The following is a 24,417-nucleotide window of genomic DNA, read 5'->3' as shown; positions in this document are numbered from 1 at the left end:
CGCCGCTGGACGGGCGCAAGCGCCACGGGCGGCGCAGGCGCCGCTGGACGGGCGCAAGCGCCACGGGCGGCGCAGGCGCCGCTGGACGGGCGCAAGCGCCACGGGCGGCGCAGGCAACGCCGCCGCGGCCGGCGCAAGCAACGCCGCCGTGCGGCCGTGCCGCCGTGCGGCCGTGCGGCCGTGCGGCGAGAGCCAACCAAGTGTGTGAAGTTCGGGTCCGATACGGACCCGAACTTCACACGCTTGTGGGTTCGTGGCGCGGAGCGCCGGGGTGGGTTGCGGCGCGGAGCGCCGGGGTGGGGGTTGCGGCGCGGAGCGGCGGGTGGGGGTTGCGGCGCGGAGCGGCGGGGTGGGTTGCGGCGCGGAGCGGCGGGGTGGGTTGCGGCGCGGAGCGGCGGGTGGGTTGTGGACCGCTCCAGCCCGGATGCGGGCGCTGCGGCCTGGAGTTGCAGCAGGTCGCCGGGTAGGCCCGGGACGGTTTGGATTCGGCGGGGACGAACGTCGTTCGTACGACAAAAGGGGTTGGAGCAGTCAGCTCAGGATCTTGTCGAGCTTGGTGAAGCTGGAGCCCCAGCCTTCGCGGGCGCCGTCGGCCATCGCCTCCGGGAACGGGCTCTGGGTGAGGACCAGGCGGGTGCGGCCGTCCGGTTCGTCGTGGAACTCGATGCGCAGGCGCAGCCGCTCGGCGCCGAACTCGGGGATGTGGGCGACGGACTCCTCGCCGACCAGCAGCTCGTTCTCGATCACCTCGGTGAAGGTGGCGTTCTGCGGTGAGCTCATCGCCGGGTCCTCGTCGTTGACCATGGTGAAGCGCTGGTGGCCGCCGACGCGCAGGTCGATGTCGACGGAGTCGCGGGGCACGCTCCAGCCGACCGGCCCGAACCAGGCGGCGAGCTGGTCGGGGTCGGTGAACGCGCGGTAGACCAGCGCGCGGGGTGCGTCGAAGACACGGGTGATGACGAGATCGGTCATGTGCTCTCCTTGGTCGTGACCGGCCGGGCCGGTTCAGCTCGGGGGTTCGCCGTCCTGCAGGCGCTTGAGGTGCGCGTCCAGGCGGGTGAAGTTGTCGTCCCAGAAGCGGCGGTACCGCTCCATCCACGCGGTGGCCTCGCGCAGCGGCTCGGCCTCCAGACGGCTGGATCGCCATTGGGCGGAGCGGCTGCGCGAGATGAGGCCCGCGTTCTCCAGGACCTTCAGGTGCCGGGAGATCGCGGGGAGGCTGATGGCGAACGGCTCGGCGAGCTCGTTCACGGTCGCCTCGCCCTCGGCGAGCCGCGCGAGGATGGCGCGGCGGGTGGGGTCGGCGAGGGCCGCGAAGATGACGCTGAGCCGATCGGGCATTTAACCCTCCGGTTAATTAACGGATCGGTTAAAAGCTAGACCGGGCCCCGGAAGGTGTCAAGCTTTGTTCGGGTCGTTCTCAGACCTTGCTGGGGATCCGGCGGTGCAGCTCCGCGATGAGCACCTCGGGGCCGGGAGACATCAGGCCGACGTCGACGACGTACGCGGTCTCGGTGCCCCGCCTGCGCACCCGTGGTGCACCGCCCCGTCCGGGCAGCACGGTGACGTAGTCCACGCCGACCGGCGTGATCACCAGCTCGGTGAACGGCCCCCGGCCGTGCAGCGCCACCGAAGCGATCCCGGACCAGGGCAGATGCACCGGCCGGCGCCCGGTGGCGGCGAAGTCGATGCCGTGCACGGACGTGTGCAGCCAGCCGAGCCGGCGCCAGAACAGCAACAGGACCAGGGCCGCCACCACGGCCGGGACGATCAGCGTGGCTTCGGCGTAGAGCACGATGTCGCCGGCGGCGGGCCGATAACCGGCGGCCATCTTGAGCAGCACGGTGATCGCGAGCATGGGCACCCAGCAGGCGGCCAGCACCCAGAGCGTGGTCACGTAGAACATGCCGCGCGCCTGGATGAAGCTGATCGTGTCGTCGGTGGGGCCCAGGACGTAACTGACATGGCCGGCCCCGGGAACACCTTCACCGGGTATGCCGTGCCGGCCGGTGCGGTCGGCACCGGTGGCGCGGGCGGCGTTGTCCTCGTGGCTGATGCGCCGTCCGTGGTCTGCCATATGCGGATTATGCTCACATTCCTCCGTTTCCGGGGGTGGACACCGGGAAAGGCCGTGCCGCGGCACACCGAGCACGCCGACGGGTGCCTGCCAGGCCTCGCACGTAGGCTGTCTCCCATGACTGAGTTCGACGGCCTTCCGCTGCTCCGCTCCCCCGTGGCCATCGCCGCCTTCGAGGGCTGGAACGACGCGGCGGACGCTTCGACCGCGGCCGTGGAACACCTCGAACAGGTCTGGGAGGCCCGCGAGGTCACCAGCATCGACCCCGAGGATTTCTACGACTTCCAGGTCAGCCGGCCCACCGTCACCATGGCCGAAGGTGAGACCCGCAAGATCGAGTGGCCGACCACGAGGTTCATGGTGGCCAGCCCGCCCGGCGCCGAACGCGACGTGGTGCTGATCCGCGGCATCGAGCCGAGCATGCGGTGGCGCACGTTCTGCGAGTCGGTCCTCGAGATCTGCCACAGCCTCGAGGTCAGCCGCATCGTCCTGCTCGGCGCGCTGCTCGCCGACGTGCCGTACACCCGGCCGTTGCCGATCAGCGGCAGCGCCTCGGACCGCGAGATGGCCGAACGGTACAAGGTGGTGCCGACCCGCTACGACGGCCCCACCGGCATCGTCGGCGTCCTGCACGAGGCGGCCGGCCGGGCCGAACTGGACGCGTTGTCGTTCTGGGTGCACGTGCCGCACTACGCGAACAACCCGCCGTGCCCCAAGGCGACGCTGGCGCTGCTGAGCCGCATCGAGGACGTGCTCGACCTGCCGGTGCCGATGGCCGACCTGGCGGAGCAGGCAGACGAGTGGGAGAAGCGGGTCCGGGCCGCAGCGGAGCAGGACGCGGAGCTCGGGGAGTACGTGCGGGAGCTGGAGGAGCGCGTGGGTGACGCGGGGATCCAGCCGTTGACGGGTGACGAGATCGCCAGCGAGTTCGAGAAGTACTTGCGGCGGCGGGGCGGGTCGGCGGGCCCCACGGCCGGCTCCTGGTGATCGGTGGGGCCCCGCCACAGCGGGGCCTCACCCTTCCCTAGAGGTTTCCGTAGCCACCCGCGACAATCTCGTCGAGGAACCCGTGCCAGTCTTCGCGGTCGACGGACAGGTGCGGCCGGTGCCGATTCTTCGCATCACGGATCCCGACGCGGTCGCCGCCGAGCTCCGCAACCTCCACGCAGACGATGTCAGCACAGAACGAGCTTCGCGTCCAACACACGGACGCCTGTAGGTCCTCTTCCACGGATATCCTTTCTCGTTGCAAAGACGACAGGAACCGCGCCACTGAGGCAGCCGAGCCGAGCGCAGTCCTTCACCCGAGATTTCGCAACGTAAAGCGAACCCGGCAAGCACCCAGATGAACGGTTTCCACATCTCAGAACGCACGAAGCCGGAAGAAGCGACCTCATCAAACGGCGAGGGTCCGACCCGCGTTCACACGGAGGGACCCGGATCCTGAATGGCTGAGCAAAAGTTCAGCAGCGGATGTTCACAGGCTGCGCGAAAAAGCATCCCTATCGTACCTGGTCTCGGTCGCCTCACACTCGTACAGTCACTCAGGTGGCGACAGCAGTCCCCCGTACGAATAGGACAAGTCCCGGATGCACGTGCACCTCTGCCGGGACGCCGAGCGCAAGATCACGGCACCTGTCAGTCGGCTCGTCGACCGGCCGTGAAGCCCAAAAGGCAGCAAACAGAACAAAGCTGTTGCCCTTGTCGGTCATATCGACACGCCAGCGAAGTCGAGGAGAGCGTTGCCCCGACAGCACTCATCATCGCGAAGCCTACCGTCATAGCAAACCGTCGGCGGGCGCAAAATTGCAACAATCCCGGCGCAACCAGTACTGGAATAGGCTTCGGCGCTCGGCACCATTGCATCGCCGACTGTCGTGCAGCGGTGACAGCCCCTCGCTCGGTCTACGAGAATTCCACCAGGTCAGCGAGTCTTATGGCAAGACCGGTATTATTCTCCGCCGATATATGCGGTGACGAGGCAACATCGGGCGGCCCACCAACACTCCATGAACCGCGCCGACGCTTCCAGCCATCAGCGAAGTCGTCCTCACCAGTCGGCGAAACGCCCTTCGTTGACGGCCGACAGAAAATTCTTCCAGCTCTCCGAAGGAAAACCAAGCACCGGGCCGTCCGGGGACTTCCCGTCTCGGACGAGAACGCCCCCGTCACCATCAGCGGTGACCTCAACGCATGCCGCATCGGCGCAGTATCGACTGCGCCTCCAATCAAGCGGTCGGCCATTGCCCGAAGCAGCCATCGCCCATCCCCTTTCGTCGACACCCTTGAATGTACGTGGCGTGAACGATCGTTAGGGACGATGATGCCGCATCGGCACAACGTGAAGCTCCGTCGTTCGACGGGCTGGTGACGCCGTAGCGCCACGCTAGGAGTCTTCGTACTCCCCCGCGGTCACCGCATCAAGGAAGGCCACCCAATCGGCATGACCGATGGAGAGGTGAGGCTGTTCCGGGTTCTTCGCGTCGCGCAGACCCACTGAACCGCCGGCGAGCAACGCCACCTCCACGCACGCGCCGTCAGCACAGGCCGAACTCCGCGTCCACCCCAAGACAGGCACCATCGCCTGCTGGTTCCCTGACATCGATGAGCCTCACCAATCTACAGGACGCAACGGACGGCCGTCCGTTGCGCGCTCACCGCAGTCAAGGACTCCGCCCCGTGCTGCCGGGTCAGATTTGCTATCAAATAACATGCTATCTGTGATGTGACTGATGCTGAACACGGGGGGTGGCAGCCAGAGACACACGCGACCGGCAACAGTCAAGGACGTCGACGCCCGGCCAGTTCGGCCTGCATGACAAGCCGACTGGCCTCCTCATCAAGACAGAGCGCCCAGAGTTTATCGAACACCGCGCGGTGGAATTGGATCTCGGCGGGATCGTGAGTCACGCTGTCACGGTTGAAGAACTCCCTGTACACCACCGAGTCATCGACGACAACCGGGTCCAGCTGGAGGATTTGGAAAGGTCCGATCGCGTTTCCGGGCGCGCCCCTTGACAGTGGGAGGACCCGGATGTGCATCCGCGGCCGTCGCGAGAACTTCTCCAGGACGTCCAACTGTTCTGCCATGATCTGCGGTCCGCCCGGGCCGCGCATGAGAACCGACTCGTCCAGGATGAGGTAGTAGTCGGGACCGTTCGCTCGTTCCACGGTCTGCCGGCGGCGCAGCATCCGGACGTCATGCCGGACGCGACGATCATCCTCCGTCAGTAGCGCGTCGCCCCACCAGTTCAGCACCACCTCCGCGAAGTCGGGCGTCTGCAGCACACCCGGCACCACGACTGGCTGGAAGGCATGTATGACAGTGGCCTCGGACTCGAACTGGATAAGCTGGCGAAGACTCTTGGTCAGGTGTTTCCGGTACTCCGGAGCTTCGTACCACCGTTGCCGGCGGGAGACCTTGGCGTCCTCGACCAGCCGCTCGATCTCGTCCTGATCGTCCACTCCGTACAACTGGAGCAGAGCGCGCAGATCAGTGACCGAGACGCCGACCTCGCCGCCTTCTATCCTCTGCACCTTGGAGAGGGACCAGCCGAGACGTCTGCCGACCTCGGTCTGATTGAGATCCAGAGCCTGGCGGTAGTTGCGGAGAGCGAAGCGGACACGCCGCCTCGCAACGGCGGGTGGTTCTCCGTGCATGGCAACCATGCCATCCCGTTTCCCGGCCGGATGCAGAAGTTTCAGCCGTACATCAGTGGAGCGGCCTTATCAGCGGATCAACGCCTTCAAAATCAGCTGTAATTCAATCTGCGACATAGCTGATAGCAAAGTAGCACTCCCGGCGACCACCGTGAACCTCCCGCACGACATCGGCACCCTCCCGAGTTTCGGGAAGGCGCCGAGGGGGCCTGTCTGCGGTACGGCAGTCAGCTGAGGTCGCGCCGATACTCCAGGCATCTCTGCAAGCCGCGGCAGACCTGCTCGAACTCTTGGCGGTTGGCCGAGGTGAAGACGACTACCGCCTCGCCCTGATAGACGGCCACCAACTGCCACCGCACCCGCCGCGGCCACAGCAGGTACAGCGATTGGACGACCAGGACGGCCACGATCAGGCAGGCCAGCAGGCGGGACACCGGTCCGACCACCGGCACCACCACCAGGCCCGCGACCAGGGCGGAGACGCCGAGGAACGGGCGCTCGCCGGTGCAGCGGCGCTCGCTGCGGGCCACCCGGACGGAGCTCATCCGCGCGAGGGCGAAGCGGCGCGCGTTGAGGCCTCTGAGTTCGAAGTAGTCGGTCGTGATGCGGGCTTTCGACCCGCGATAGAACTCCAGCACCTGACCCCTCCCCAGACGGGACTTGCCGACGGAGCAAGACGGGACTTGCCGACGGAGGGGATGGGGTGAAGGATTGAAGATGAGTGAGTCCCCTCCTCAGGAGGCTGGACCTTGGGCGGCATCCAGTTGCAGCTGGATGCCGCCGTTCTTCTTTGCGGCGGCTTTCGTGATGATGAATGGGACAGAGGTCCACCCGCTGTAACGACAGTATGTCCGGGAGTAGGCATGATCGCTATATGTCTATCTGCTGTACAGCAGTTAGGACGATCGGCGTGTCGCTGACGCCCCGACACAGCGCGTACGGCATCCTAGGAACCTAGCTAACGGCTGGGAGGTCGGGATGACAGTCAACCCGGGAGCGGCGGAGTTCCCGCATCGGCAGATCGCGACGCAGCTGCGGGAACGGATCCGGCGGGGCGACTGGCAGCCGGGCGAGCGGCTGCCGTCCATCCCGGCCATGGCGGAGATGTTCGGCGTCGCGAAGCAGACCGTCCAGCGCACCGTCGACCAGCTGCGGGTCGAGGGCATCTTGATCACCAAACCCGGTTCGGGTACGTACGTGCGAGGCACCCGCCGGCGGTTGAACCGTCTGTCGCGCGGCCGGTACGGCGCGCGCCGCGGGTACCACGCCGACCTGGCCGCACGCTATCGGCAGCAACTCGTGAGCGTCGGCCGGGAGCCGGCGCCGCCCGAGGTGGCCGACGCGTTCGGGGTGCGCGACGGCAGCGAGTTGCTGGTCCGGCGGCACGTGGTTCGTACCGATGAAGCGACCGTCGAAGTCGGCGCCTCGTGGTTCCGGGTCACCGACGTCAGCGGCACCTCCCTGGAACGGGTGGAGGCGTTCGGCCGTCCGCTCTATCAGGAGGCGGAGGAGGTGCTCGGCCGGCGCTACGCCGCGGCGACGGACACGATCAGCGCCCGGCAGCCCAGCCGCGAGGAGGCGGAGATCCTGCAGATCCGCCCGGACACGCCGGTGCTGCACCTGCTGCACGTCGCCTTCGACGAGACCCGCAAGCCGATCGAGGTGGCCCAGGCGACCTGGCCGGGGCCGATGACCACGCTCACCGAGGAATACAAGATCCCGGCGCCCGCCCCGGATCCCGACCCGGATCCGGGACTGAGCCTGGCCTGAGCGGCGGTCAGGCCGGGGAGGAGCCCGAGCTGCGGACGAGGTCACGAAGGACGGCCACGAACTCGTCCGGCTTCTCGAACATGGCCCGGTGCCCGGCGCCCGCGATCACCTCCACCCGCTTGTCCGGCGCCGTCAGCGTCGCCTGCCACGAGGCGAACACCTCGGCCAGCCCGCGCATCTCCCGCTCGCCCTGCACGAAGTACGCCGGGACCGCCAGTCGCGGCACGTCCCGCCGCAGGTCGACACCCTGCATACGGGGATAGAGGACGCTCCAGGTGTCCAGCACCGTGCTCAGCGTGTGCGCCCGTTGCAGCATCGTGAACTCGGGGACGCCGAGATCGAACGGTGGTGCCTCAAGGCCGTACGCCGCGTTCTCGTGAAGCATCAACGGCTCGTAGGGCCAGAAGTCCGGGTACGGCGGCGGCCCCTGCGCCTCCAGCTGGGCGACCACGCCGGAACGCCCGGTGGAGCGGGCCCACGCCAGGACGTCGGCATAGAAGATCTCGTCGCTGGCCCGCAGATCGACAGCCTGTCCCGTGCCGATGTAGGCGAGATATTTCGTGGGCGCCCGGTGAGCCGCCAGCGCCCCGAGCACCGAGCCGCCCGAGAACGCGAGCAGATAGATCTTCGCCCGGCTGAAACGCTCCCTCAGGTGATCGGTGACGGCCAGGATGTCGTTCACGCCGCCGTCCACGGTCGCCGCCGACGTCGGGTCGAGCGCCGCGGCCGACCCTCCCCCGCCGCGCCGGTCCAGGGTGGCGACCACGAAGTGCTGCTCCAGCGCGGCCAGCCGCCGCCGCATCGCCCCCACCTCCGAGCCGCCCGGCGTGCCCGGGACGAACAGCAGCACCGGACGGGACGGGACGGCGCCCCGGATCATGACCCGCAGATCACCGACCATGGTCAGTTCGGCCACACCACCGGGCACGGCTGCCGTCCGCGCCGGGATCGCGGCCAGCACCGCCACCGCGGCCAGCAGCACTGTGGCCGAGCCCAGGAGCACGCGGGCCGACACCAGCCGTAGCCGCCCCCGCGGGCCACGACCGGTGCCGGCACACCCCCACGCCGCGCCGACCGCCAACGGCAGCAGCGACAGCAACCCGTGCACCCCGCGCCCGGTGACCAGCGCCACCGCCCCGAACGCGCTGGCGTGCGGCGCGTCCACGGTGGGGCCGGGCACGCCTGCCCGAGCGAGTTCGAGCGCTGTCGCGTACAGCAGCGGGGTCACCAGGATCGCCCAGCGTGACCGCGTCGCCCGGCCGGCGCTGACGCCCACCGCCGCGCTGATCACCATCGACCACAGCGCGTCGGCGTTGGTCAGCGGGCCGCGCGGCGTCCACCAGGCCGCGAGCACGCCCCACCCGACGGCCAGCAGCAATGCGACCGGCCCACGGATCCCGGCACGTCGCGTTGCCCGGCCGAACAGCGATGTCGATGTCATGACGCCGAGGATGGCCCGGAGCTCCCCGCCCGCACACCGGCCGGCGGAACCGTGCCGGGCCCTACTTTGGTATCTGCCCCGCCGGCCGCCGGTTCCCTAGGCTTTCCGCATGCTCTTCGCCCTGCTGGTGCCCGGCCCCGACGGTGCGCGGGCACCGGCCCGCAACCGGCTGGCCGACGCGATCGTCGGCACGCTCGCCCTCGGGTACGGCGCGACGATGCTCACCTTGGGCGATGCCACCGGGCCTGGTGCGCTGCTCCCCTGGCAGGCGGATGTCGCGGTGGGACTGGCCTGCGTCGTGGCGCTGGGGCTGCGGCGCCGCCATCCGCTCGGCCTGACGGTCGCGCTGCTGCCGTTCGGCGCGATCTCCATCATGGCCACCGGGGCGATCGTGCTGGCCCTGTTCAGCGCCGCGATCCGCCTCCGCCTGCCGGTGTTGTTGCTGCTCGGAGCCGTCAACGTGGGCACCGGGGTGATCTATTTCGGGTTGCACGACGACCCGGCCGCCGACGTCTGGGTGGACCTGCTGGTGCGTTCTGTGGTGACTGCGGCGGCTCTCGGCTGGGGCCTGTTCATGCAGGCCTACCGGCGGCTCACCGCCTCGCTCCGCGACCAGGCGGCACGCCGCGAGGAGCAGGCCAAGCACACTGAGCGTGCCCGGATCGCCCGCGAGATGCACGACGTGCTCGCCCATCGCATGTCGCTGATCAGCCTGCACGCGGGCGCCCTGGAGGTGCGCGGCCAGGTCTCCCCCGACGAACTCGGCCTCGCCGCGGGCGCCATCCGCTCCAGCGCGCGCGAGGCCCTGGAGGAGCTGCGCGCGGTGATCGGCGTGCCCAGCAGCCGGCCGGAACCGCCCCAACCCGGGCTCGCCGACATGCCGGCCCTGGTGGAGAGCGCGCGGGCGGCCGGCATGGCGGTCGAATACACAACCACGGTGGCGGTCGACGGGCCGCCGGTGATGCTGGGCCGCGCCGCCTATCGGATCGTCCAGGAGGGCCTGACCAACGCCCGCCGGCACGGTTCGCGGCCGGCCGCCTCGGTGCGCCTGGCCGGCGAGGCCGGTCACGGTCTGCGCATCACGATCACCAACCCCTTCGCGGGTACGCGCGAAGCACACGCCCGTGGCTCCGGGCGGGGACTCGTCGGCATCGGGGAGCGGGTGGCGCTCGCCGGGGGCGCGGTTCGGTACGGGCCCGAGCAGGACGAGTTCCGCCTCGAGGCCGAGCTGCCGTGGCCGGCGTGACGCACCCCGCCGAGCCTCAGCCGCCGCAGCGGCAGCCCTCGCAGCCGCAACCGCGGCCGCAGCCGTCCCAGCAGCAGCAGCCGCAGCTGTCGCCGTCGCAGCCACAGCCGCAGACGTCGCAGCCACAGCCACAGCCGTTGTCGTCGGAGCTGTCGCAGCAGCCGCCGCCGCTGGAGCGGCCCATCCGGCTGGCCATCGTGGACGATGATCCGCTGGTGCGGGCCGGTTTGCGGATCCTGGTCGGCGGGTCGCCGGACATCGAGGTCGTGGCCGAGGCCGGCGACGGCGCCCATGCGATCACGGTGGCGGACGCGCACTGGCCGGACGTCATCCTGATGGACATCCGGATGCCGGACGTGGACGGTCTCGTCGCCACCCGGCGGATCCGGTCCCGGCCAGGCGCGCCGCAGGTGATCGTGTTGACCACGTTCGACGCGGACGAATACGTGCTGGAGGCGCTGCGCGGCGGCGCCGGCGGTTTCCTGCTGAAGGACACGCCGCCGCGGGAGATCCTGGCGGCGGTGCGGTCGGTGGCGGGTGGCGCGGCCAGCCTCTCCCCCACCGTGATCAGACGGCTGATCGATCACGTCGCCGACCCGCAGGCGGGCAGCCGGCGTGCCCGGGCCCGGGAGCGGCTGGCCCTGCTCACCGAGCGGGAGACCGAGGTGGCGGTGCTGCTCGGGCACGGGCGGTCCAACGCCGAGATCGGGGCCGAGCTGGGTGTCGGCCTGCCCACGGTGAAGGGGCACGTGTCCCGGATCCTGGTGAAGCTGGACCTGAACAACCGCGTGCAGATCGCCCTGCTGGTCCACGACGCCGAACTCGTCTGAGCCGGGCGCCGGCCGGTCACGTCCGCCGCGACGCCCCCCGAAGCGACTTCCGTGACCGGCCGGCCTTCCCGCGGACGGCTCCCGGACTGCCTCACCCCCACGAGGCAGCTCCCCCGACCGGCCCGGTCCCGACAGCCGGCCGGGTGCGGCCGGCAGCGTGTGAAGTTGCGGCTCGATTCGCACCTCAACTTCACACAGAAGACGGCGGCCAGAGCTGCGCCGGCACGAGCGGGACAGCACCGCGAGCCGACTGGGGTGGTTCAGGCGGGGACCGGAGTGGGGGCGGTGGGGGCCGGAGCCGGGCGGTTCAGGTCACGGGCGAGGAGGGCGAAACCGGCCAGGAGCAGCAGCGGACCGGTGACGCCGATCGGGCCGAGTCCGAGGGTGAGGAAGGCGACGATGCCCGCCACCACCAGGGCCGCGGTCCACCAGCGGGTCAGGTGGCTCACCGTGGCGCCGACGGCCACCGCGATCAGGCCGAGCAGGCTCAGCGCCATGCCGGGCAGTGCCCATCCGAACGCGAACGCGGCATAGCCGCCCATCGTCTCGCTCACCCGGTCGGCGGTGGCGGCGTCGAGGACCTGCCGGGCGGCGAGGTCGGCGCTGTCCCCGACCATCAGGCCGCTGAAGTGGATCAGGGCGAGCACGGTGATGCCGGCCGCGACCTGGGTGAAACGGTTCGCACGGGTTGCGACGACCAGCACGGCGGGGACGAACAGCACCCAGGCGTAGTGCAGGAACAGCGCGCTGACCTGGGTCTGGACGGGGCTCGCCACACTGTCCGCGATGTCGCCGGACCAGTCCGGCACCGTTGCCATGCCGGCTGCGAACGAGACCGGGGCCGCGTACAGGCAAAAAAGACCGAAGCGCCGCCGGAAGTCCCCGAAGGAGTCCGGCTGAGCCGGCAACGAAGGCGAAGCCGCAGCGACAGCGGAGGCGGGAGCCGGGTGGATCAGGCGCCAGCCGGCAGCGCCGTAAGCGCCGACCAGAACGACCGGCCCGAGCAGGCAGAGCGGCACCGGCGAGATCGCGAACGCGAAGTACAGCGCGGTCCCCACCAGCGCCGCCCCCGCGATCCACCAGCTGATCACGCCGCCGCGGGCCGCCGCCAGCGGGGTGAGGATCAACGCCAGGCCCCAGCCGATCAGGCCGGGCCATTGCCAGCCGGCGACGGTCACGCTCAGGCTGAGGAACTTCTCGTCGACGGCCTGCACCTGCGCGTCCGGCAGGGTCTGCTCCAGGGCGAGCAGGAAGAAGTCGTTGGCCATCAGCGCGGAGAACGTGATCAGGCCGAGGATCACCGCGATCCAGGCGATGCGCGCCAGGACCGCGCCGCGCTGCCGGATCGGGGCAAGAAGACCGAGCAGGCCGGGTACGAACAGTGCCCACGCCCAGTGCAGCAGGAGCGAATGGGCCTGCACCGCCCCGGGATGCTGCCGGTACACGCCGTAACCCTGGTTCTCGCCCAGCGCCGGGTCCACCCCGGTCGAAACCGCCAGTGCGATCGGTGCGGCCACCAGGCACGCGGCCGCTGCTTTACGCCACATCATTGCTCCCCTTCTCCAACGGACGGGGGGAACGGTACGAACGTGCGGTCGCGGCGTAACCCGTACCAGGAGTGACCGGGTCTCCCCCGCGCGGCGGACACGGTGTCATCCTCGGGGTGGGTCCGGCCCGCCGCGCCGGCCCGTATTTTCGGTGCCGTGCCCCTACTCGATCGGATCCGCCGCACGGACGTGGCGGTGGCCGCCGGATTCGCGGCGTTCGCGCTGCTCGAGGAGCTGCTGATCGGCATGCCCGGCGCCTGGTGGCCGGTCGCGCTGGCCGGGTTCACGCTGCTGGTCCTCGTGCGGCGGCTGATCCCGCTGCTCGCGATGATTCCGAACGCGCTCGCGGTGATCGACCTTTTCTACGTAGAGGCCACGATCGCCGGCGAGCAGACGATCAACTTTCGGCTGTGGCAGGTCGTCGCGATGATCATCTGCGCGTACACGGTGGGGCGGTGGGTGCCGCCGTTCCGGCGGACCGTGCGGTCCTGGCTCGGCGTCGCGGCGATCGGGTTCACCGTGGGGATGTACTACGGGTTCAACCCGGAGGACCCGATGGTGGACATCTTCATCCCGGTGGCGCCGTACGTCCTCGGGGCGGTGGTCGCGGTGCAGGCGCAGCGGCTCGCCGAGGCGGCGGGCGTGCGGGCGTCGTTCCGGGAGCGGCAGGCCCGCGAGGCGGTCATGGAGGAGCGGGTCCGGATCGCCCGCGAGCTGCACGACATGGTGGCGCACAGCGTGACGGTCATGGTGATCCAGGCCGGTGTGGTCCGGCGGCGCCTGGACGCGGGACTGGACGTCGACCCGCAACTGCTGCACAGCATCGAGTCGTCGGGGCGGGAGGCGGTGACCGAGTTGCGCCGTACCCTCGGGCTGCTGCGGGGTGGTGGTGATGCCGCCGCCCAGCCGCCGGTCGGCCTGGAGCGCCTGGACGACCTGGTGAGCCAGGTCCGGGAGGCCGGTCTCGACGTGCGGGTCACCCGCACGGGTGAGCCGTTGCCGCTGCTCCCGGCGGTCGACCTGTCGGCGTACCGGATCGTGCAGGAGGCGCTGACCAACGTGCTGCGGCACGCGCACGCCGGCCGGGCGGAGCTCACCGTGGACTTCCGGCCCGACGGCCTGTGCCTGACCGTGGTGGACGACGGGCCCGCGGCGGCGCCCGCGGAAGGCGGGCAGGGTCTGATCGGGATGCGCGAGCGGGTCACCCTGTTCGGCGGCGAGTTCCACGCCGGTCCGCGCGACGGCGGCGGTTTCCGGGTGTCGGCCCGGCTGCCGGTGGCCGCCACGACGGCGGACGGGGTGGTCCGGTGACGATCAGCGTGGTGATCGCGGACGATCAGCGGATGCTGCGGGCCGGCCTGCGCATGGTGATAGAGACCGAGCCGGACATGAACGTCGTCGGCGAGGCGAGCGACGGCGTGGAGGCGGTCACGGTGGCCCGGCGGCTGCGGCCGGACGTGGTGCTGATGGACATCGCCATGCCGCGTCAGGACGGGCTGGCCGCCACCCGCACGCTGCTGGCCGCGCCCGCCCCGCCGCGTGTCATCGTGCTCACCACGTTCGACACCGACGAGAACCTGTACCGCGCGTTGCAGGCCGGGGCCAGCGGCTTCCTGCTGAAGGTCTCCTCGCCGGAGCATCTGATCACGGCGATCCGGGTGGTGGCGGCCGGCGAGGCGCTGCTCGACCCGGCGGTGACCACCCGGGTGATCTCCGCGTTCGCCGGGCGACCGGGTCCGGCGCCGCCGCCGGAACTGAACGATCTGACACCCCGCGAGGCGGATGTGCTGCGTCTGATGGCCCGGGGAATGTCGAACCCGGAGATCGCGGCGGCGCTCACGGTCGGCGAGGCGACGGTGAAGACGCATGTGGCGCGGGTGCTGATGAAACTCGGACTACGCGACCGGGTGCAGGCGGTGGTTTACGCGTACGAGTCGGGATTGGTGCGCGCCGGCGGCCGATAAACGTCCGATAAATGGAAACGGGCGAACCCGGGACACCGCGAAGGCGTCCCGGGTTCGGGTGGTGGTACCTGTCGACCGAGGATCAGTCGAAGATGCCGGCCAGCTGCAGGTTGGTGTTGATGAACCCGCTCTGGCTGTTGCTCTGGCTGATGATGTTGTTGTCCTCGAAGTCACCGTAGCCGCTGTAGCCGTGCGAACGGTACGTGCGGTAGCCACCGCCGGCCAGGTAGTAGCGGTCGTCGTCGAAGTCGAGGACGCGCAGGCCGGAGGACCGGTCGTACCAGCAGTCGTCGTCGTCGCTGTAGATGACGACCGGAGCCGGCCGGACATCGCGGACGACGGCGACCGCGTCACCGCGGTCACAGTTCTTACGGCAGGTGTCGGCAGCCGCGGCCGGGCCGGCCATGGCCAGGCTCGCGCCGGTGGCGAGGAGGAGACCGCCGAGGTACAGAGCCGTACGACGCATGATATTTCCTTTCGGACGTTTGGTGTGTCGAGGAAGAGTCTGTCGGAACGGCGGCCCAATTTCTCCGGATTTTGAGGCAGAAAATACGATCGGTCAAGATTTAGTCGTATTTGCTCCCGCCCCGGCAATGACGAGTTATGGTCCGGCGGGGCAGTGGCTACCAAATGCGAATAAGTCTGTTCATAAAACAGAAAATGCCCCCGCCCACAACCGTGGGCGGGGGCCGGGAACAGCCCTTACAAACGCACTCCGAGCAGGGCATTCACCGTTTGCGCCATCAACGCCGGCGAATCGGGGTCGTCGCCGGCCCCGGACAGCGCCGCCTCGGCCCACGCGTCCACCAGGGTCAACACGCCCGGCGTGTCGAGATCGTCGCCCAGCGCCGCGCGCACCGCGCCCAGCAGACCAGGCCCGGACGGGCCGGACGGCGCCTCGGCCGCCTCACGCCAGCGCGCCAGCCGCTGCAGGCCGCCCTTCAGCACCTCGTCGGTCCAGTCCCGGTCGGCGCGGTAGTGCCCGGAGAGCAGGCCCAGGCGCACCGCCATCGGGTCCACGCCGTCGCCGCGCAGACGCGACACGAACACCAGGTTGCCGCGGGACTTGGACATCTTCTCGCCGTCCAGGCCGATCATGCCGGCGTGCGAGTAGTGCCGGGCGAACGGCGCCGCGCCGGTGAGCACCTCGGCGTGCGCCGCCGAGCACTCGTGGTGCGGGTAGAGCAGGTCGCTGCCGCCACCCTGCACGTCGATGGTGTCACCGAGCAGGTCCAGCGCGATGGTGGCGCACTCGATGTGCCAGCCGGGACGCCCGGGGCCGAGCTCGCCGCCGTCCCACACCGGCTCGCCCTCGCGGGCGCCGCGCCACAGCAGCGGGTCGAGCGGGTCACGCTTGCCCTCGCGCTCCGGGTCACCGCCGCGCTCCGCCGACAGCGTCATCATCTCGGCCCGGGACAGGTGCGACTCGTAGCCGAAGTGGGGTGCCGTGCTGATGTCGAAGTACACGTCGCCGGTGCCGTCGTCCAGCCGGTACGCGGCGCCCGACGAGACGAGCGAGACCACGTGCGCGACGATCTTCGGGATGGACTCGACGGCGCCCACGTAGTGCGCCGGCGGGATGATCCGCAGCGCCTCCATGTCCTCCCGGAACAGCGCGGTCTCCCGCATCGCCAGGACCACCCAGTCCTCGCCGTCGCGCTGCGCCCGCTCCAGCAGCGGATCGTCGATGTCGGTGACGTTCTGCACGTACCGCACGTCGTGGCCGGCGTCCCGCCACATCCGGTTGACCAGGTCGAACGCGATCATCGTGGCGGCGTGCCCGAGGTGGGTCGCGTCGTACGGGGTGATGCCGCAGACGTACATCGTCGCCGCCGACACCGGCGAGCTGGGCTGCACCGAGGCCCGCGCCGTGTCGTAGAGCCGCAGCGGGGAGCGCCCCGGCGTGTCCGGCAGGCGGGGGATCTCGTGCCCGGTCCAAGCGTCCATGTCCGGAGCCTATCCAGCGCCGCCGCGGCGCAGCCCGGGAGCGTGATCTAAATTATGGAGCCGGACGGACTCTCAGATCGGTGGCCACGGGATGGCCGGCCAGTCGGTCGGCGGCTTCGGGAACCGGCAGGCCCGCAGCAGCCGCTTCACCCGCAGGCCGACGTGCTGCACCTCGGTGACGGTCAGGTGCTCCTCCAGCGCCTCACCGAGGCCACCGTCCAGGTCCTCGCGGAGCCGGTTCAGCACCTCGACGGCGTCGTCCGGCAGCGGGCGCCCGGTCCAGCCCCACAGCACCGTGCGCAGCTTGTTCTCCACGTGGAAGCTGACGCCGTGGTCGACGCCGTGCACCGCGCCGGTGGACGGGTAGAGGACGTGCCCACCCTTGCGGTCGGCGTTGTTGATCACTGCGTCGAAGACCGCCAGCCGGGCCAGCCGGGGGTCGTCCGCGTGCGCCAGCGCGTAGGCGTCACCGTCGTCGTCGCGGGCCGCGGCCACCGGGAACCAGCCGGCGGGCACGTCGTAGGCGGGCACGAAGCCGATCAGGCCGGGGGCGTCCTCCGGCTCGTCGATCCAGAGCTGCAGCGCGCCCGGCCCGAGCGGCCCGTCCCGCAGGATCGTCGGCGGCACCAGGTCCCAGCCGGTGGCCCGGGAGACCAGGAACGCCGAGACCTCGCGGCCGGCCAGGGTGCCGTCCGGGAAGTCCCAGAGCGGGCGCTCGCCGCGGACCGGCTTGTAGACACAGCGCCGAGTCAGCCCGTTGAGGCTGATCTCGGCGCGCAGGGTGGTGTTGGAGGCGTCGACCAGACGCCCCTCTATCTCCATCCGGCCCTGACCGAGGAGTTCCAGGGCGTCCGCCTCGGCGAGCACAGCGGTGGGCTCTGCCGTCACCGGTGGTAACCGTTGTGCCGGGGGCAGAGGTGGCCGGCCGGGTCGAGCGGCTGGCCGCAGAGCGGGCACGGCGGCCGGCCGGCGGCCACCACGCGACGGGCCCGGTCGATGAACGCGCGGGTCGCCTCGGGGGTCAGCCGGACCCGCAGCCGGTCCAGATCGTCGTCCGGCTCGTCGTCGTCCGGCTCGTCGTCGTCCGCTTCGTCGTCGGAGAGCGGGTCGTCGGAGAGCGGGTCGCCGGAGAGGTCGGCCTCGGGCTCACCGGCCTCGATCGCCTCGATCACCACGGTGCCGGTGTCCACGTCGAAGGCCAGGCCCAGGGTGCCGACGCGGAACTCCTCGTCCACCGGGGTGTCCAGCGGCTCGTTGTCGTGCCCGGCCGGCAGGGACGTCTCGGGCAGCGTCACGCCGAACCGCTTGTTCGCCTCGAGGAGCAGCTCCTCGAGCTTCTCGGCGAGCAGCGACACCTGGACCTTCTCCAGGGCGACACTGACGACCCGGCCACCGCCGCGGGCCTGGAGGAAGAAAGTGCGGTCCCCCGGCTCGCCCACCGTCCCGGCCACGAACCGCTCCGGCGGCTCGAAGGAATGCACTTGGTGGGTCATGAAGACAACCCTAGCCATCACGGCGACGGACCGCGCGGGTCACCCGGGCGGGTTCGCCGAGGGCGCAAAGGGCGCACGCTGCGACTACAGTCCCATCACTGTGCGTGAGTCACACGCCGCCTCCGGCGCCTCCACCCACTGCCGCGTCGCTCTGCGCGGCCGGCTCCCGCTCCTGGGTCTTGCGGGGTACGAGAGAGCCCAGTTCACCGGTTTCGTTGAGCCGGACCACGAAGGGCCGCGTCGGGGTGTACCGGATCACGGTGATCGACGCCGGGTCGGCGACGATCCGCTGGAACTCGTCGAGGTGCAGGCCCAGCGCGTCGGCGGCGATGGCCTTGATCACATCGCCGTGGCTGCACGCCAGCCAGATCGCCTCCGGCCCGTGCTCGGCCGTGACCCGGGCGTCCCAGGCCCGGACCGCCGCGACCGCCCGCGCCGACATCGCCGCCATCGCCTCGCCGCCCGGGAACACCACCGCGCTGGGGTGCTGCTGGACGACCGGCCAGAGCGGGTCCCCGGACAGATCCTTGAGCGGGTGACCCTCCCAGTCGCCGTACCCGCACTCGATCAGCCCGTCGTCGGTCACCGGCGTCACGCCCGGCAGGGCCAGCTCGACGGTCTGCCGGCAGCGCACCAGCGGGCTGCTCACGACCGCGGCCAGCGGCAGGTCACGCAGGCGCTCGCCGACCCGGGCGGCCTGGGCGCGCCCGGCGTCGTCGAGCTCGACGGGCAGCCGGCCGGCCAGCGAGCCGGACGCGTTGGCGGTGGTGCGGCCGTGCCGCAGCAGCAGGACGGTGGCCACTAGCCGGCCAGACCGGACTCGTGGAACGCCTCGGCGACCGTCCGCAGCGTCTGCACGCCGCCGTCCAGGTCACCGACGTACGGGCTGATCGACAGTGTGCCGACGCCGGCCGCCGCGTACTCCCGCAGCCGCTTGATCACCTGCTCCTTGCCGCCGATGATCGAGGTGCGCTCGATGAACTCCTGCGGCACCGCGGCGGCCGCCTCGGCGACCTGCTTGGACAGATAGAGGTCCTGGACCTGCTTCGCCTCGGCGGCGTAACCCATCCGGACCGCCAGCTTGTTGTAGAAGTTCTGTTCCCGGCTGCCCATCCCGCCGATGTACAGCGCCGCGTACCACCGGATCACGTCGGCGCACGCGGCCAGGTCGTCGCCGAGGACCACCGGCACGGTCGCCGCCACGTCGAAGCCGTCCAGGCTCAGGCCCCGCTTCTCGCGGCCCCGGGTGATGTGGCTCAGGTGGTCGCCGGCCGCGTCCGGGGCGAAGAAGATGGCCAGCCAGCCGTCGCCGATCTCGCCGGCCAGCTCCAGGTTCTTCGGGCCGACCGCGGCCAGATAGATCGGCACCTCGGCGCGGGGTGGGTGGAAGCCCAGCTTGATCGCCTTGCCGGCGCCATCGGGCAGCGGCAGCGTGTAGTGCTCTCCCGCGTACGACACCGGGTCGCGGCGCAGCGCCATCCGGACGATGTCGACGTACTCCCGGGTGCGGCCGAGCGGCTTGGCGAACGGGACGCCGTGCCAGCCCTCGGAGACCTGCGGGCCGGAGACGCCGAGGCCGAGGCGGAACCGGCCGCCGGAGAGGGTGTCGATGGTGGCGGCGGTCATCGCCGTCATCGCCGGGGTGCGCGCCGGGATCTGCATGACGGCGGCGCCCAGGTCGATCCGCTCGGTCTGCCCGGCCATCCAGGCGAGCATGCTGACGGTGTCCGAGCCGTACGCCTCGGCGGCCCAGACCACCGAGTAACCGAGCCGGTCGGCCTCCTGTGCCATGGCGAGATGATCGGCGGGCGTGCTCCACGCTGTCTGGTAACCGAGGCTGAGTCCGAGCCGCACGTGCCCCTCCCGAGATCTTGTGGTCGGTGCCAGCCTACTGATCGGCGACATCGGGGTTTCGGTCCGGTAACCGACGCAGCACAGCAGGGCTTGACCATTTCGCGGACGAAGCACTCTGAATAAGGTTCACTCATGCATCAGCGACCGCTCGGCCGAAGCGGGCTAGCGGTCTCGCGGCTCGCTCTCGGCACCATGACCTGGGGACGGGACACCGACCCGGACGACGCGGCCGACCAACTCAAGATCTTTCTCGAGGCCGGCGGGACGCTGATCGACACCGCCGACGTCTACGGCGACGGTGACGCCGAGGCGGTGATCGGGTCCCTGCTGGATCATCTGGTGCCGCGCGACGAGGTGGTGATCGCGACCAAGGCCGGGCTGACCCCGCACCGCTACCGGGCCCGCGACGGCTCCCGCGGCAACCTGCTGCGCTCGCTGGACGCCTCGCTGCGCCGGCTCGGCACCGATTACGTGGACCTGTGGCAGGTCCACGGGTTCGACGTGCAGACCCCGTTCGAGGAGACCCTGGCCGCCCTCGACCACGCCGTCTCCAGCGGCCGGGTCCGTTACGTCGGCGTCTCCAACTTCGCCGCCTGGCAGACCACCCGGGCCGCGACCTGGCAGTCGGCGTACCCCGGGCGGGCCCCGATCGTGGCCGCCCAGATGGAATATTCGCTGGTCGAGCGCGGCATCGAACGCGAACTGCTGCCGGCCGCGGCAGCGCTCGGCTTCGGCGTGCTGGCCTGGTCGCCCCTCGGCCGGGGCGTGCTCACCGGGAAATACCGCAACGGCCGGCCGCTCGACTCGCGGGCGGCCTCCGAGCACATGGCCCCGTTCGTGCAGCACTACCTGGAACCGCGCAGCTCCAGCATCGTCGAGGCGGTGGTGACCGCGGCGGGCGGCCTCGGCGTCTCGCCGCTCGAGGTCGCGCTGGCCTGGATAAGGGACCGTCCCGGGGTGGCCGCCCCGATCCTCGGCGCCCGCACCGCCGGGCAGCTCGAGGGCGCCCTGCGCAGCGAGCAGCTCACGCTGCCACCGGAGATCGCCTTCGCCCTCGACGACGTCTCCGCGATCGACGTCGGCTACCCGGAACGGGAGGGCGCGGGCCATCCGCACGGCGATCGTTAGACCCCTGACCGACCCGGCGACGTACCGGCGCGCCGTCTTCCTCCTGCTGGGGGCGGTGCTGGCTCTCCCGTACGCCATGGGGGTCGCCCTGCTCGTCCAGACGGTCACCGAGACCGGCGGACGGCCCGGCATGCTCGTCATCCTGGCCCTCGCCGCCACGATCACGCTGATCCCGCCGTTCCTCGGCGGCACCCGCGAGCTGGAGATCGCCGCGGCCCGGTCCCTGCTCGGCGTCGAGTTGCCCGGCCACGACCGGGACCGCCCGCTGGAGCTGGAGACCCGGCTGCGCGCCGCGCTCTGGTTCGGACTGCACCTGCTCACCGGCGTGGTGATCGGCTCGCTGGTGCTGGTCGCGATGCCGGTCGGCGTGCTCGCGCTGGTCCAGGGCGAGGGGCCGGGCACCGAGCCGAGCTGGTGGTGGCTGCCGTTCGGCCCGGTGGTGCTGATCGCCTCGATCTACGTCACCGCCGGGCTGGGCCGGCTCGCCGCGACGATGGCGCCGGTGCTGCTCGGCCCGTCGGCCGCCGAGAAGGACGCCGAACTGCGGGACCGGGAACGACGGCTGGCCGAGCGCAACCGGCTGGCCCGCGAGCTGCACGACTCGGTCGGACACGCGATCACCGCGATGACGCTGCAGGCGGGCGCGGCGCGGGCGGTGTTCGACAAGAACCCCGACTTCGCCCGGCAGGCGCTCACCGCGATCGAGGACACCGGGCGGTCCGCGGCCGAGGAACTGGACGCGGTGCTCGGGATCCTGCGCGACGAGGCCACCGGCCCGGCTCCGGCGCCGACCCTGGACGATCTCGGCCGACTGCTCGGTGGCGACGTGGACGCCGAGGTCATGGCGGTGGACGGGGTGCCGGCGCCGGTGTCCCGAGAGGCGTTCCGGATCGTGCAGGAGGCGCTGACCAACGCCGCGCGGCACGGCGCCGGCCGGGCGACGCTGCGCATCCGGGAGGACGGGGACCTGGTGATCGAGGTGGTCAACCCGCGCGCGGCACACGCCGCGCGGCGGACCGGCGGAGGACGGGGGATCGAAGGCATGCGGGAACGGGTCAGGCTGCTGGGCGGCACACTCACGGCGGGACCGGACGGGGAGACCTGGCGGGTCGCCGCACGGCTGCCGGTGGGCCGGCCGTGACCGGGGTGCTGCTCGTCGACGACGACGACCTGGTGCGGGCCGGCCTGCGGGCCATCCTCGGCGCCGAGCCGGACCTCACGGTGGTCGGCGAGGTCACCGACGGCGCCGACGTGGTCCAGGCGGCGGTCCGGCTGCGGCCGGACGTCGTTCTGATGGATGTACGCATGCCACGGCTCGACGGCATCCAGGCCACCCGGCTGCTCCTCGACCGCTATCCCGCGGACGCCCCCAAGGTGCTGGTGGTGACCACCTTCGCCAACGACGAGTACGTCTATGAGGCGCTCCGGGCGGGCGCTTCCGGGTTCCTGCTCAAGCGTGCCCGGCCGGAGCAGATCGTCGAAGCGGTCCGGGTGGTCGCGCGCGGTGACTCGCTGCTCTTCCCGGAGGCGGTGCGGCGGCTCGCGGCGTCGTACGGGAAACCGGACGGCCGGGTCGGGGCAGCCGACCTGACCGCGCGGGAGGCCGAGGTGCTGACGTTGATGGCCGACGGGCTGTCCAACGCGGAGATCGCCGGACGGCTGGTGCTCGGCGTCGAGACGATCAAGTCGCACGTCGCGAACATCCTGGGCAAACTCGGGGTGCGGGACCGGACGCAGGCGGTCGTGGCGGCGTACAAGTCGGGCTTCGTCTCCCTCTAGCGAGGGGCTGCGTCCCCTCCGCACGGGGATCCGCCGCGCTCCCGGGTCCGCGAGCGTGGACGGTATGAAGAACACGGCACAGTTGGTGGCGGCCGGATGGGCCGCCGGCACCGGAACCCTCGCGCTGACCGCGGCGATCCTCGGGCAGGGCTTCCCGTTCGGGCCGGGCGACGAGCGCAACTCGGCCAGCCCGCTGCGCGCCCTGGACCCGGAGATCGGCGCCCCGCTCTTCGCCGGCGTGCTGCTCACCGCGGCGATCGCGCTGCTCGCGATGGCCGGCACCGACCGGCCGCACCGGCTCGTCCGCCCGGTCCTGCTCGGTTACCTCGGCCTGGTCGTCGCCGCCCTGCTCGCAGTGGTGCCGGACGGCCGGGTGCTGACGTTCGCCGGTTACCTGCCCATGATGATCGGCGGGCTGCCGTGGGGCTGGCCGCCGGTCGACTACAGCACCATCTTCACCTGGCCGCTGGCCGCCATGGTCTGGTCGATCGCCGGCGGATTGCTGATCGGCCGGGCCGCGCTGCTCTGGAACCGGCGGGTCCGGCAGGACTGCGAGGCCTGCGGCGGCCCGGTGTCACCCACCGCCGTGACCCGCTGGGGGCGGATCGCGGCCTGGACCGCGGCGATCATCCCGGCGCTGTATGCCGCGGTCCGCATCGCCTGGGCGTTCGGCGTCCCGTTCGGCATCACACCCGAGTTCCTCGACGAGATGCACCGCACCGGACTGGTCTGGGCCGGCGTCGGGCTCGGATCGTTCGCCCTGGCCGGGTCGGTGCTGACGCTCGGGTTGATCCAGCGCTGGGGCGAGGTGTTCCCGCGCTGGATGCTCGGCCTGGCCGGCCGCCGGGTCCCGATCAAGCTGGCCACCGTCCCGGCCGGCCTGGTCTCGGTCTTCGTACTTTCCGGGTCGGTGTCGATGCTGACCGCGACAGGCTCGGAGGCGCTTTTCGAGGGACAGGACTTCCTGGCCCGGCTGCCGATGATGCTGTGGCCGCTGTGGGCGGTCGCCCTGGGCGGCGCGGCGTACGCGTACCACCTGCGCCGCCGGGACACCTGCCCGGAGTGTGATGTTGCTCCGGGACTGGTGCCGAAATCCCGCGCGGGAGCATATTAGTTCGCATGGACTACGAATACGCGCCGCTCCGGTTGCCTTCGAATGTCGATCGTCTGACCGCGGCGGCGCAGCTCGCCATCCAGGCCGAGTTCTCCGGCTGGGAACTGGCCACCGTCCAGCTCTTCCGCGACGGCACCCGCAAGGTGATGCTGCGGCGGCGGGTCCAGCCCACGCCCCAGCCGAATCTGAGCTACTGAGAAGCCCGCCCGGGCGCACCGGGCGGGCTTCCTGCTTCCGCTCCCTGGCCGGTCAGACCCCCGAGCCCGGGAGCGACTCCCCGCTGCCCGGGATCGCCCGCCCCGCCTTGCCGACGCCGCATTCCGGGCGCCCACCCCGCCGCATTGCCGGCCGAAACCACCGAAGCCCGCCCGGGTCACCCCGGACGGGCTTCTCGCTGTGCGACAGACACCGCGCCATCCACCGCTCGACCCGGTTGAAGCGCAACCAGAGTCGCATCGCGCCCGCCGGCGTCGAGGACGCCGAAATCAGCTAGGCGAAGCCGTGGGTGATTTCGGTGGCCTCGACGCCGGCCCCGAAGGGCGCGATGCCCCGCGAGCCGAAGGCGAA

At 70.9% G+C, this 24,417-nt stretch carries 27 protein-coding genes; 11 read left to right on the top strand and 16 right to left on the bottom strand.

What is annotated here, in order from left to right:
* Positions 1-531: 531 nt before the first annotated feature.
* From AC0NH5_RS42185 to AC0NH5_RS42175, 3 genes are all read right to left on the bottom strand, one after another.
* Positions 532-972, bottom strand: a complete 441-nt coding sequence (locus tag AC0NH5_RS42185) for an SRPBCC family protein (protein WP_474413935.1) — start codon at positions 970-972, stop codon at positions 532-534.
* 33 nt (positions 973-1,005) lie between these two features.
* On the bottom strand, positions 1,006-1,341 hold the full coding sequence (locus AC0NH5_RS42180) for an ArsR/SmtB family transcription factor (protein WP_474413933.1): 336 nt from the start codon (positions 1,339-1,341) through the stop codon (positions 1,006-1,008).
* Positions 1,342-1,420: 79 nt separating this feature from the next.
* Positions 1,421-2,077, bottom strand: a complete 657-nt coding sequence (locus tag AC0NH5_RS42175; protein WP_474413930.1) for a hypothetical protein — start codon at positions 2,075-2,077, stop codon at positions 1,421-1,423.
* Between the two features lie 117 nt (positions 2,078-2,194).
* Here AC0NH5_RS42175 and AC0NH5_RS42170 point away from each other — a divergent pair, with 117 nt between their 5' ends.
* Entirely contained in the window at positions 2,195-3,064 is an 870-nt protein-coding gene (locus AC0NH5_RS42170; protein WP_474413928.1) for a PAC2 family protein, read from the top strand.
* Positions 3,065-3,101: 37 nt separating this feature from the next.
* On the opposite strand, the gene AC0NH5_RS42165 is transcribed toward AC0NH5_RS42170, so the two are convergent.
* The 5 genes from AC0NH5_RS42165 to AC0NH5_RS42145 form a co-directional block, all read right to left on the bottom strand.
* Entirely contained in the window at positions 3,102-3,284 is a 183-nt protein-coding gene (locus AC0NH5_RS42165; protein ID WP_474413945.1) for a DUF397 domain-containing protein, read from the bottom strand.
* An 843-nt stretch (positions 3,285-4,127) separates the two neighbouring features.
* On the bottom strand, positions 4,128-4,337 hold the full coding sequence (locus AC0NH5_RS42160; protein ID WP_474413925.1) for a DUF397 domain-containing protein: 210 nt from the start codon (positions 4,335-4,337) through the stop codon (positions 4,128-4,130).
* 126 nt (positions 4,338-4,463) lie between these two features.
* Positions 4,464-4,658, bottom strand: a complete 195-nt coding sequence (locus tag AC0NH5_RS42155) for a DUF397 domain-containing protein (protein WP_474413942.1) — start codon at positions 4,656-4,658, stop codon at positions 4,464-4,466.
* 200 nt (positions 4,659-4,858) lie between these two features.
* On the bottom strand, positions 4,859-5,746 hold the full coding sequence (locus AC0NH5_RS42150) for a helix-turn-helix domain-containing protein (protein ID WP_474413923.1): 888 nt from the start codon (positions 5,744-5,746) through the stop codon (positions 4,859-4,861).
* A gap of 218 nt (positions 5,747-5,964) precedes the next feature.
* Positions 5,965-6,375 carry a DUF6232 family protein gene (locus AC0NH5_RS42145; protein ID WP_474413920.1) on the bottom strand — a complete coding sequence of 137 codons (411 nt, stop codon included), beginning with the start codon at positions 6,373-6,375 and terminating at the stop codon, positions 5,965-5,967.
* 340 nt (positions 6,376-6,715) lie between these two features.
* Between AC0NH5_RS42145 and AC0NH5_RS42140 the strand changes: the two genes are divergently transcribed.
* On the top strand, positions 6,716-7,507 hold the full coding sequence (locus AC0NH5_RS42140; RefSeq protein ID WP_474413918.1) for a GntR family transcriptional regulator: 792 nt from the start codon (positions 6,716-6,718) through the stop codon (positions 7,505-7,507).
* A gap of 7 nt (positions 7,508-7,514) precedes the next feature.
* Here AC0NH5_RS42140 and AC0NH5_RS42135 read toward each other — a convergent pair whose 3' ends face one another.
* Complete coding sequence (locus AC0NH5_RS42135) at positions 7,515-8,948, bottom strand: alpha/beta fold hydrolase (RefSeq protein WP_474413915.1); 1,434 nt, start codon at positions 8,946-8,948, stop codon at positions 7,515-7,517.
* A 109-nt stretch (positions 8,949-9,057) separates the two neighbouring features.
* On the opposite strand from AC0NH5_RS42135, the gene AC0NH5_RS42130 reads away from it, so the two are divergent.
* Together AC0NH5_RS42130 and AC0NH5_RS42125 are read left to right on the top strand one after the other, a co-directional pair.
* Positions 9,058-10,194: a sensor histidine kinase gene (locus tag AC0NH5_RS42130; protein WP_474413913.1), complete on the top strand. Its 1,137-nt coding sequence runs from the start codon at positions 9,058-9,060 to the stop codon at positions 10,192-10,194.
* A 170-nt stretch (positions 10,195-10,364) separates the two neighbouring features.
* A complete protein-coding gene (locus tag AC0NH5_RS42125) occupies positions 10,365-11,024 on the top strand; it encodes a response regulator (RefSeq protein ID WP_474413940.1) in 660 nt (219 codons plus the stop codon).
* Positions 11,025-11,284: 260 nt separating this feature from the next.
* On the opposite strand, the gene AC0NH5_RS42120 is transcribed toward AC0NH5_RS42125, so the two are convergent.
* Positions 11,285-12,571: a hypothetical protein gene (locus AC0NH5_RS42120; protein WP_474413911.1), complete on the bottom strand. Its 1,287-nt coding sequence runs from the start codon at positions 12,569-12,571 to the stop codon at positions 11,285-11,287.
* Between the two features lie 156 nt (positions 12,572-12,727).
* On the opposite strand from AC0NH5_RS42120, the gene AC0NH5_RS42115 reads away from it, so the two are divergent.
* Together AC0NH5_RS42115 and AC0NH5_RS42110 are read left to right on the top strand one after the other, a co-directional pair.
* Positions 12,728-13,882, top strand: a complete 1,155-nt coding sequence (locus AC0NH5_RS42115; protein ID WP_474413908.1) for a sensor histidine kinase — start codon at positions 12,728-12,730, stop codon at positions 13,880-13,882.
* Complete coding sequence (locus AC0NH5_RS42110) at positions 13,879-14,535, top strand: response regulator (protein ID WP_474413905.1); 657 nt, start codon at positions 13,879-13,881, stop codon at positions 14,533-14,535. The genes AC0NH5_RS42115 and AC0NH5_RS42110 overlap by 4 nt, the downstream gene beginning before the upstream one ends.
* An 82-nt stretch (positions 14,536-14,617) precedes the next feature.
* Here the strand turns inward: AC0NH5_RS42110 and AC0NH5_RS42105 are convergent, their stop codons facing one another.
* The 6 genes from AC0NH5_RS42105 to AC0NH5_RS42080 form a co-directional block, all read right to left on the bottom strand.
* Positions 14,618-15,001, bottom strand: a complete 384-nt coding sequence (locus tag AC0NH5_RS42105; protein ID WP_474413903.1) for a hypothetical protein — start codon at positions 14,999-15,001, stop codon at positions 14,618-14,620.
* Positions 15,002-15,237: 236 nt separating this feature from the next.
* Positions 15,238-16,482: a cysteine--1-D-myo-inosityl 2-amino-2-deoxy-alpha-D-glucopyranoside ligase gene (mshC, locus tag AC0NH5_RS42100; protein WP_474413900.1), complete on the bottom strand. Its 1,245-nt coding sequence runs from the start codon at positions 16,480-16,482 to the stop codon at positions 15,238-15,240.
* 72 nt (positions 16,483-16,554) lie between these two features.
* On the bottom strand, positions 16,555-17,304 hold the full coding sequence (locus AC0NH5_RS42095) for an SCO1664 family protein (RefSeq protein WP_474413938.1): 750 nt from the start codon (positions 17,302-17,304) through the stop codon (positions 16,555-16,557).
* 62 nt (positions 17,305-17,366) lie between these two features.
* Positions 17,367-17,975 carry a DUF3090 domain-containing protein gene (locus tag AC0NH5_RS42090; RefSeq protein WP_474413897.1) on the bottom strand — a complete coding sequence of 203 codons (609 nt, stop codon included), beginning with the start codon at positions 17,973-17,975 and terminating at the stop codon, positions 17,367-17,369.
* Positions 17,976-18,084: 109 nt separating this feature from the next.
* Positions 18,085-18,777: an MSMEG_4193 family putative phosphomutase gene (locus tag AC0NH5_RS42085; RefSeq protein ID WP_474413894.1), complete on the bottom strand. Its 693-nt coding sequence runs from the start codon at positions 18,775-18,777 to the stop codon at positions 18,085-18,087.
* Positions 18,777-19,829 carry an LLM class F420-dependent oxidoreductase gene (locus AC0NH5_RS42080; protein WP_474413892.1) on the bottom strand — a complete coding sequence of 351 codons (1,053 nt, stop codon included), beginning with the start codon at positions 19,827-19,829 and terminating at the stop codon, positions 18,777-18,779. Before AC0NH5_RS42080 ends, AC0NH5_RS42085 begins: the two co-directional genes overlap by 1 nt.
* A gap of 132 nt (positions 19,830-19,961) precedes the next feature.
* On the opposite strand from AC0NH5_RS42080, the gene AC0NH5_RS42075 reads away from it, so the two are divergent.
* The 5 genes from AC0NH5_RS42075 (at position 19,962) to AC0NH5_RS42055 (ending at position 24,047) form a co-directional block, all read left to right on the top strand.
* Entirely contained in the window at positions 19,962-20,957 is a 996-nt protein-coding gene (locus AC0NH5_RS42075; protein ID WP_474413890.1) for an aldo/keto reductase, read from the top strand.
* Between the two features lie 55 nt (positions 20,958-21,012).
* The gene (locus tag AC0NH5_RS42070; protein WP_474413888.1) at positions 21,013-22,098 is read left to right on the top strand and encodes a sensor histidine kinase; all 1,086 of its coding nucleotides are present in this window, start codon (positions 21,013-21,015) and stop codon (positions 22,096-22,098) included.
* On the top strand, positions 22,095-22,736 hold the full coding sequence (locus AC0NH5_RS42065; RefSeq protein ID WP_474413886.1) for a response regulator: 642 nt from the start codon (positions 22,095-22,097) through the stop codon (positions 22,734-22,736). Before AC0NH5_RS42070 ends, AC0NH5_RS42065 begins: the two co-directional genes overlap by 4 nt.
* Positions 22,737-22,800: 64 nt before the next feature.
* On the top strand, positions 22,801-23,850 hold the full coding sequence (locus tag AC0NH5_RS42060; protein ID WP_474413884.1) for a hypothetical protein: 1,050 nt from the start codon (positions 22,801-22,803) through the stop codon (positions 23,848-23,850).
* A gap of 5 nt (positions 23,851-23,855) precedes the next feature.
* Positions 23,856-24,047: a DUF5703 family protein gene (locus AC0NH5_RS42055; protein WP_378028823.1), complete on the top strand. Its 192-nt coding sequence runs from the start codon at positions 23,856-23,858 to the stop codon at positions 24,045-24,047.
* The last annotated feature ends 370 nt before the right edge of the window (positions 24,048-24,417 follow it).

This window comes from Actinoplanes sp. 13, assembly GCF_056134165.1.
The sequence above is the reverse complement of the archived record's forward strand: the minus strand, read 5'-3'. Positions and strand labels throughout refer to the sequence as shown.

Bases quoted from the DNA above. Each gene is read 5' to 3' on its own strand.
- AC0NH5_RS42120 (WP_474413911.1), bottom strand. From the start codon at position 12,571: ATGTGGCGTAAAGCAGCGGCCGCGTGCCTGGTGGCCGCACCGATCGCA.
- AC0NH5_RS42175 (WP_474413930.1), bottom strand. From the start codon at position 2,077: ATGGCAGACCACGGACGGCGCATCAGCCACGAGGACAACGCCGCCCGC.
- AC0NH5_RS42160 (WP_474413925.1), bottom strand. From the start codon at position 4,337: ATGGCTGCTTCGGGCAATGGCCGACCGCTTGATTGGAGGCGCAGTCGA.
- AC0NH5_RS42090 (WP_474413897.1), bottom strand. From the start codon at position 17,975: ATGACCCACCAAGTGCATTCCTTCGAGCCGCCGGAGCGGTTCGTGGCC.
- AC0NH5_RS42060 (WP_474413884.1), top strand. From the start codon at position 22,801: ATGAAGAACACGGCACAGTTGGTGGCGGCCGGATGGGCCGCCGGCACC.
- AC0NH5_RS42075 (WP_474413890.1), top strand. From the start codon at position 19,962: ATGCATCAGCGACCGCTCGGCCGAAGCGGGCTAGCGGTCTCGCGGCTC.
- AC0NH5_RS42135 (WP_474413915.1), bottom strand. From the start codon at position 8,948: ATGACATCGACATCGCTGTTCGGCCGGGCAACGCGACGTGCCGGGATC.
- AC0NH5_RS42095 (WP_474413938.1), bottom strand. From the start codon at position 17,304: ATGGAGATAGAGGGGCGTCTGGTCGACGCCTCCAACACCACCCTGCGC.
- AC0NH5_RS42055 (WP_378028823.1), top strand. From the start codon at position 23,856: ATGGACTACGAATACGCGCCGCTCCGGTTGCCTTCGAATGTCGATCGT.
- mshC (WP_474413900.1), bottom strand. From the start codon at position 16,482: ATGGACGCTTGGACCGGGCACGAGATCCCCCGCCTGCCGGACACGCCG.
- AC0NH5_RS42155 (WP_474413942.1), bottom strand. From the start codon at position 4,658: ATGGTGCCTGTCTTGGGGTGGACGCGGAGTTCGGCCTGTGCTGACGGC.
- AC0NH5_RS42105 (WP_474413903.1), bottom strand. From the start codon at position 15,001: ATGCGTCGTACGGCTCTGTACCTCGGCGGTCTCCTCCTCGCCACCGGC.
- AC0NH5_RS42185 (WP_474413935.1), bottom strand. From the start codon at position 972: ATGACCGATCTCGTCATCACCCGTGTCTTCGACGCACCCCGCGCGCTG.
- AC0NH5_RS42180 (WP_474413933.1), bottom strand. From the start codon at position 1,341: ATGCCCGATCGGCTCAGCGTCATCTTCGCGGCCCTCGCCGACCCCACC.
- AC0NH5_RS42130 (WP_474413913.1), top strand. From the start codon at position 9,058: ATGCTCTTCGCCCTGCTGGTGCCCGGCCCCGACGGTGCGCGGGCACCG.
- AC0NH5_RS42140 (WP_474413918.1), top strand. From the start codon at position 6,716: ATGACAGTCAACCCGGGAGCGGCGGAGTTCCCGCATCGGCAGATCGCG.
- AC0NH5_RS42170 (WP_474413928.1), top strand. From the start codon at position 2,195: ATGACTGAGTTCGACGGCCTTCCGCTGCTCCGCTCCCCCGTGGCCATC.
- AC0NH5_RS42150 (WP_474413923.1), bottom strand. From the start codon at position 5,746: ATGGTTGCCATGCACGGAGAACCACCCGCCGTTGCGAGGCGGCGTGTC.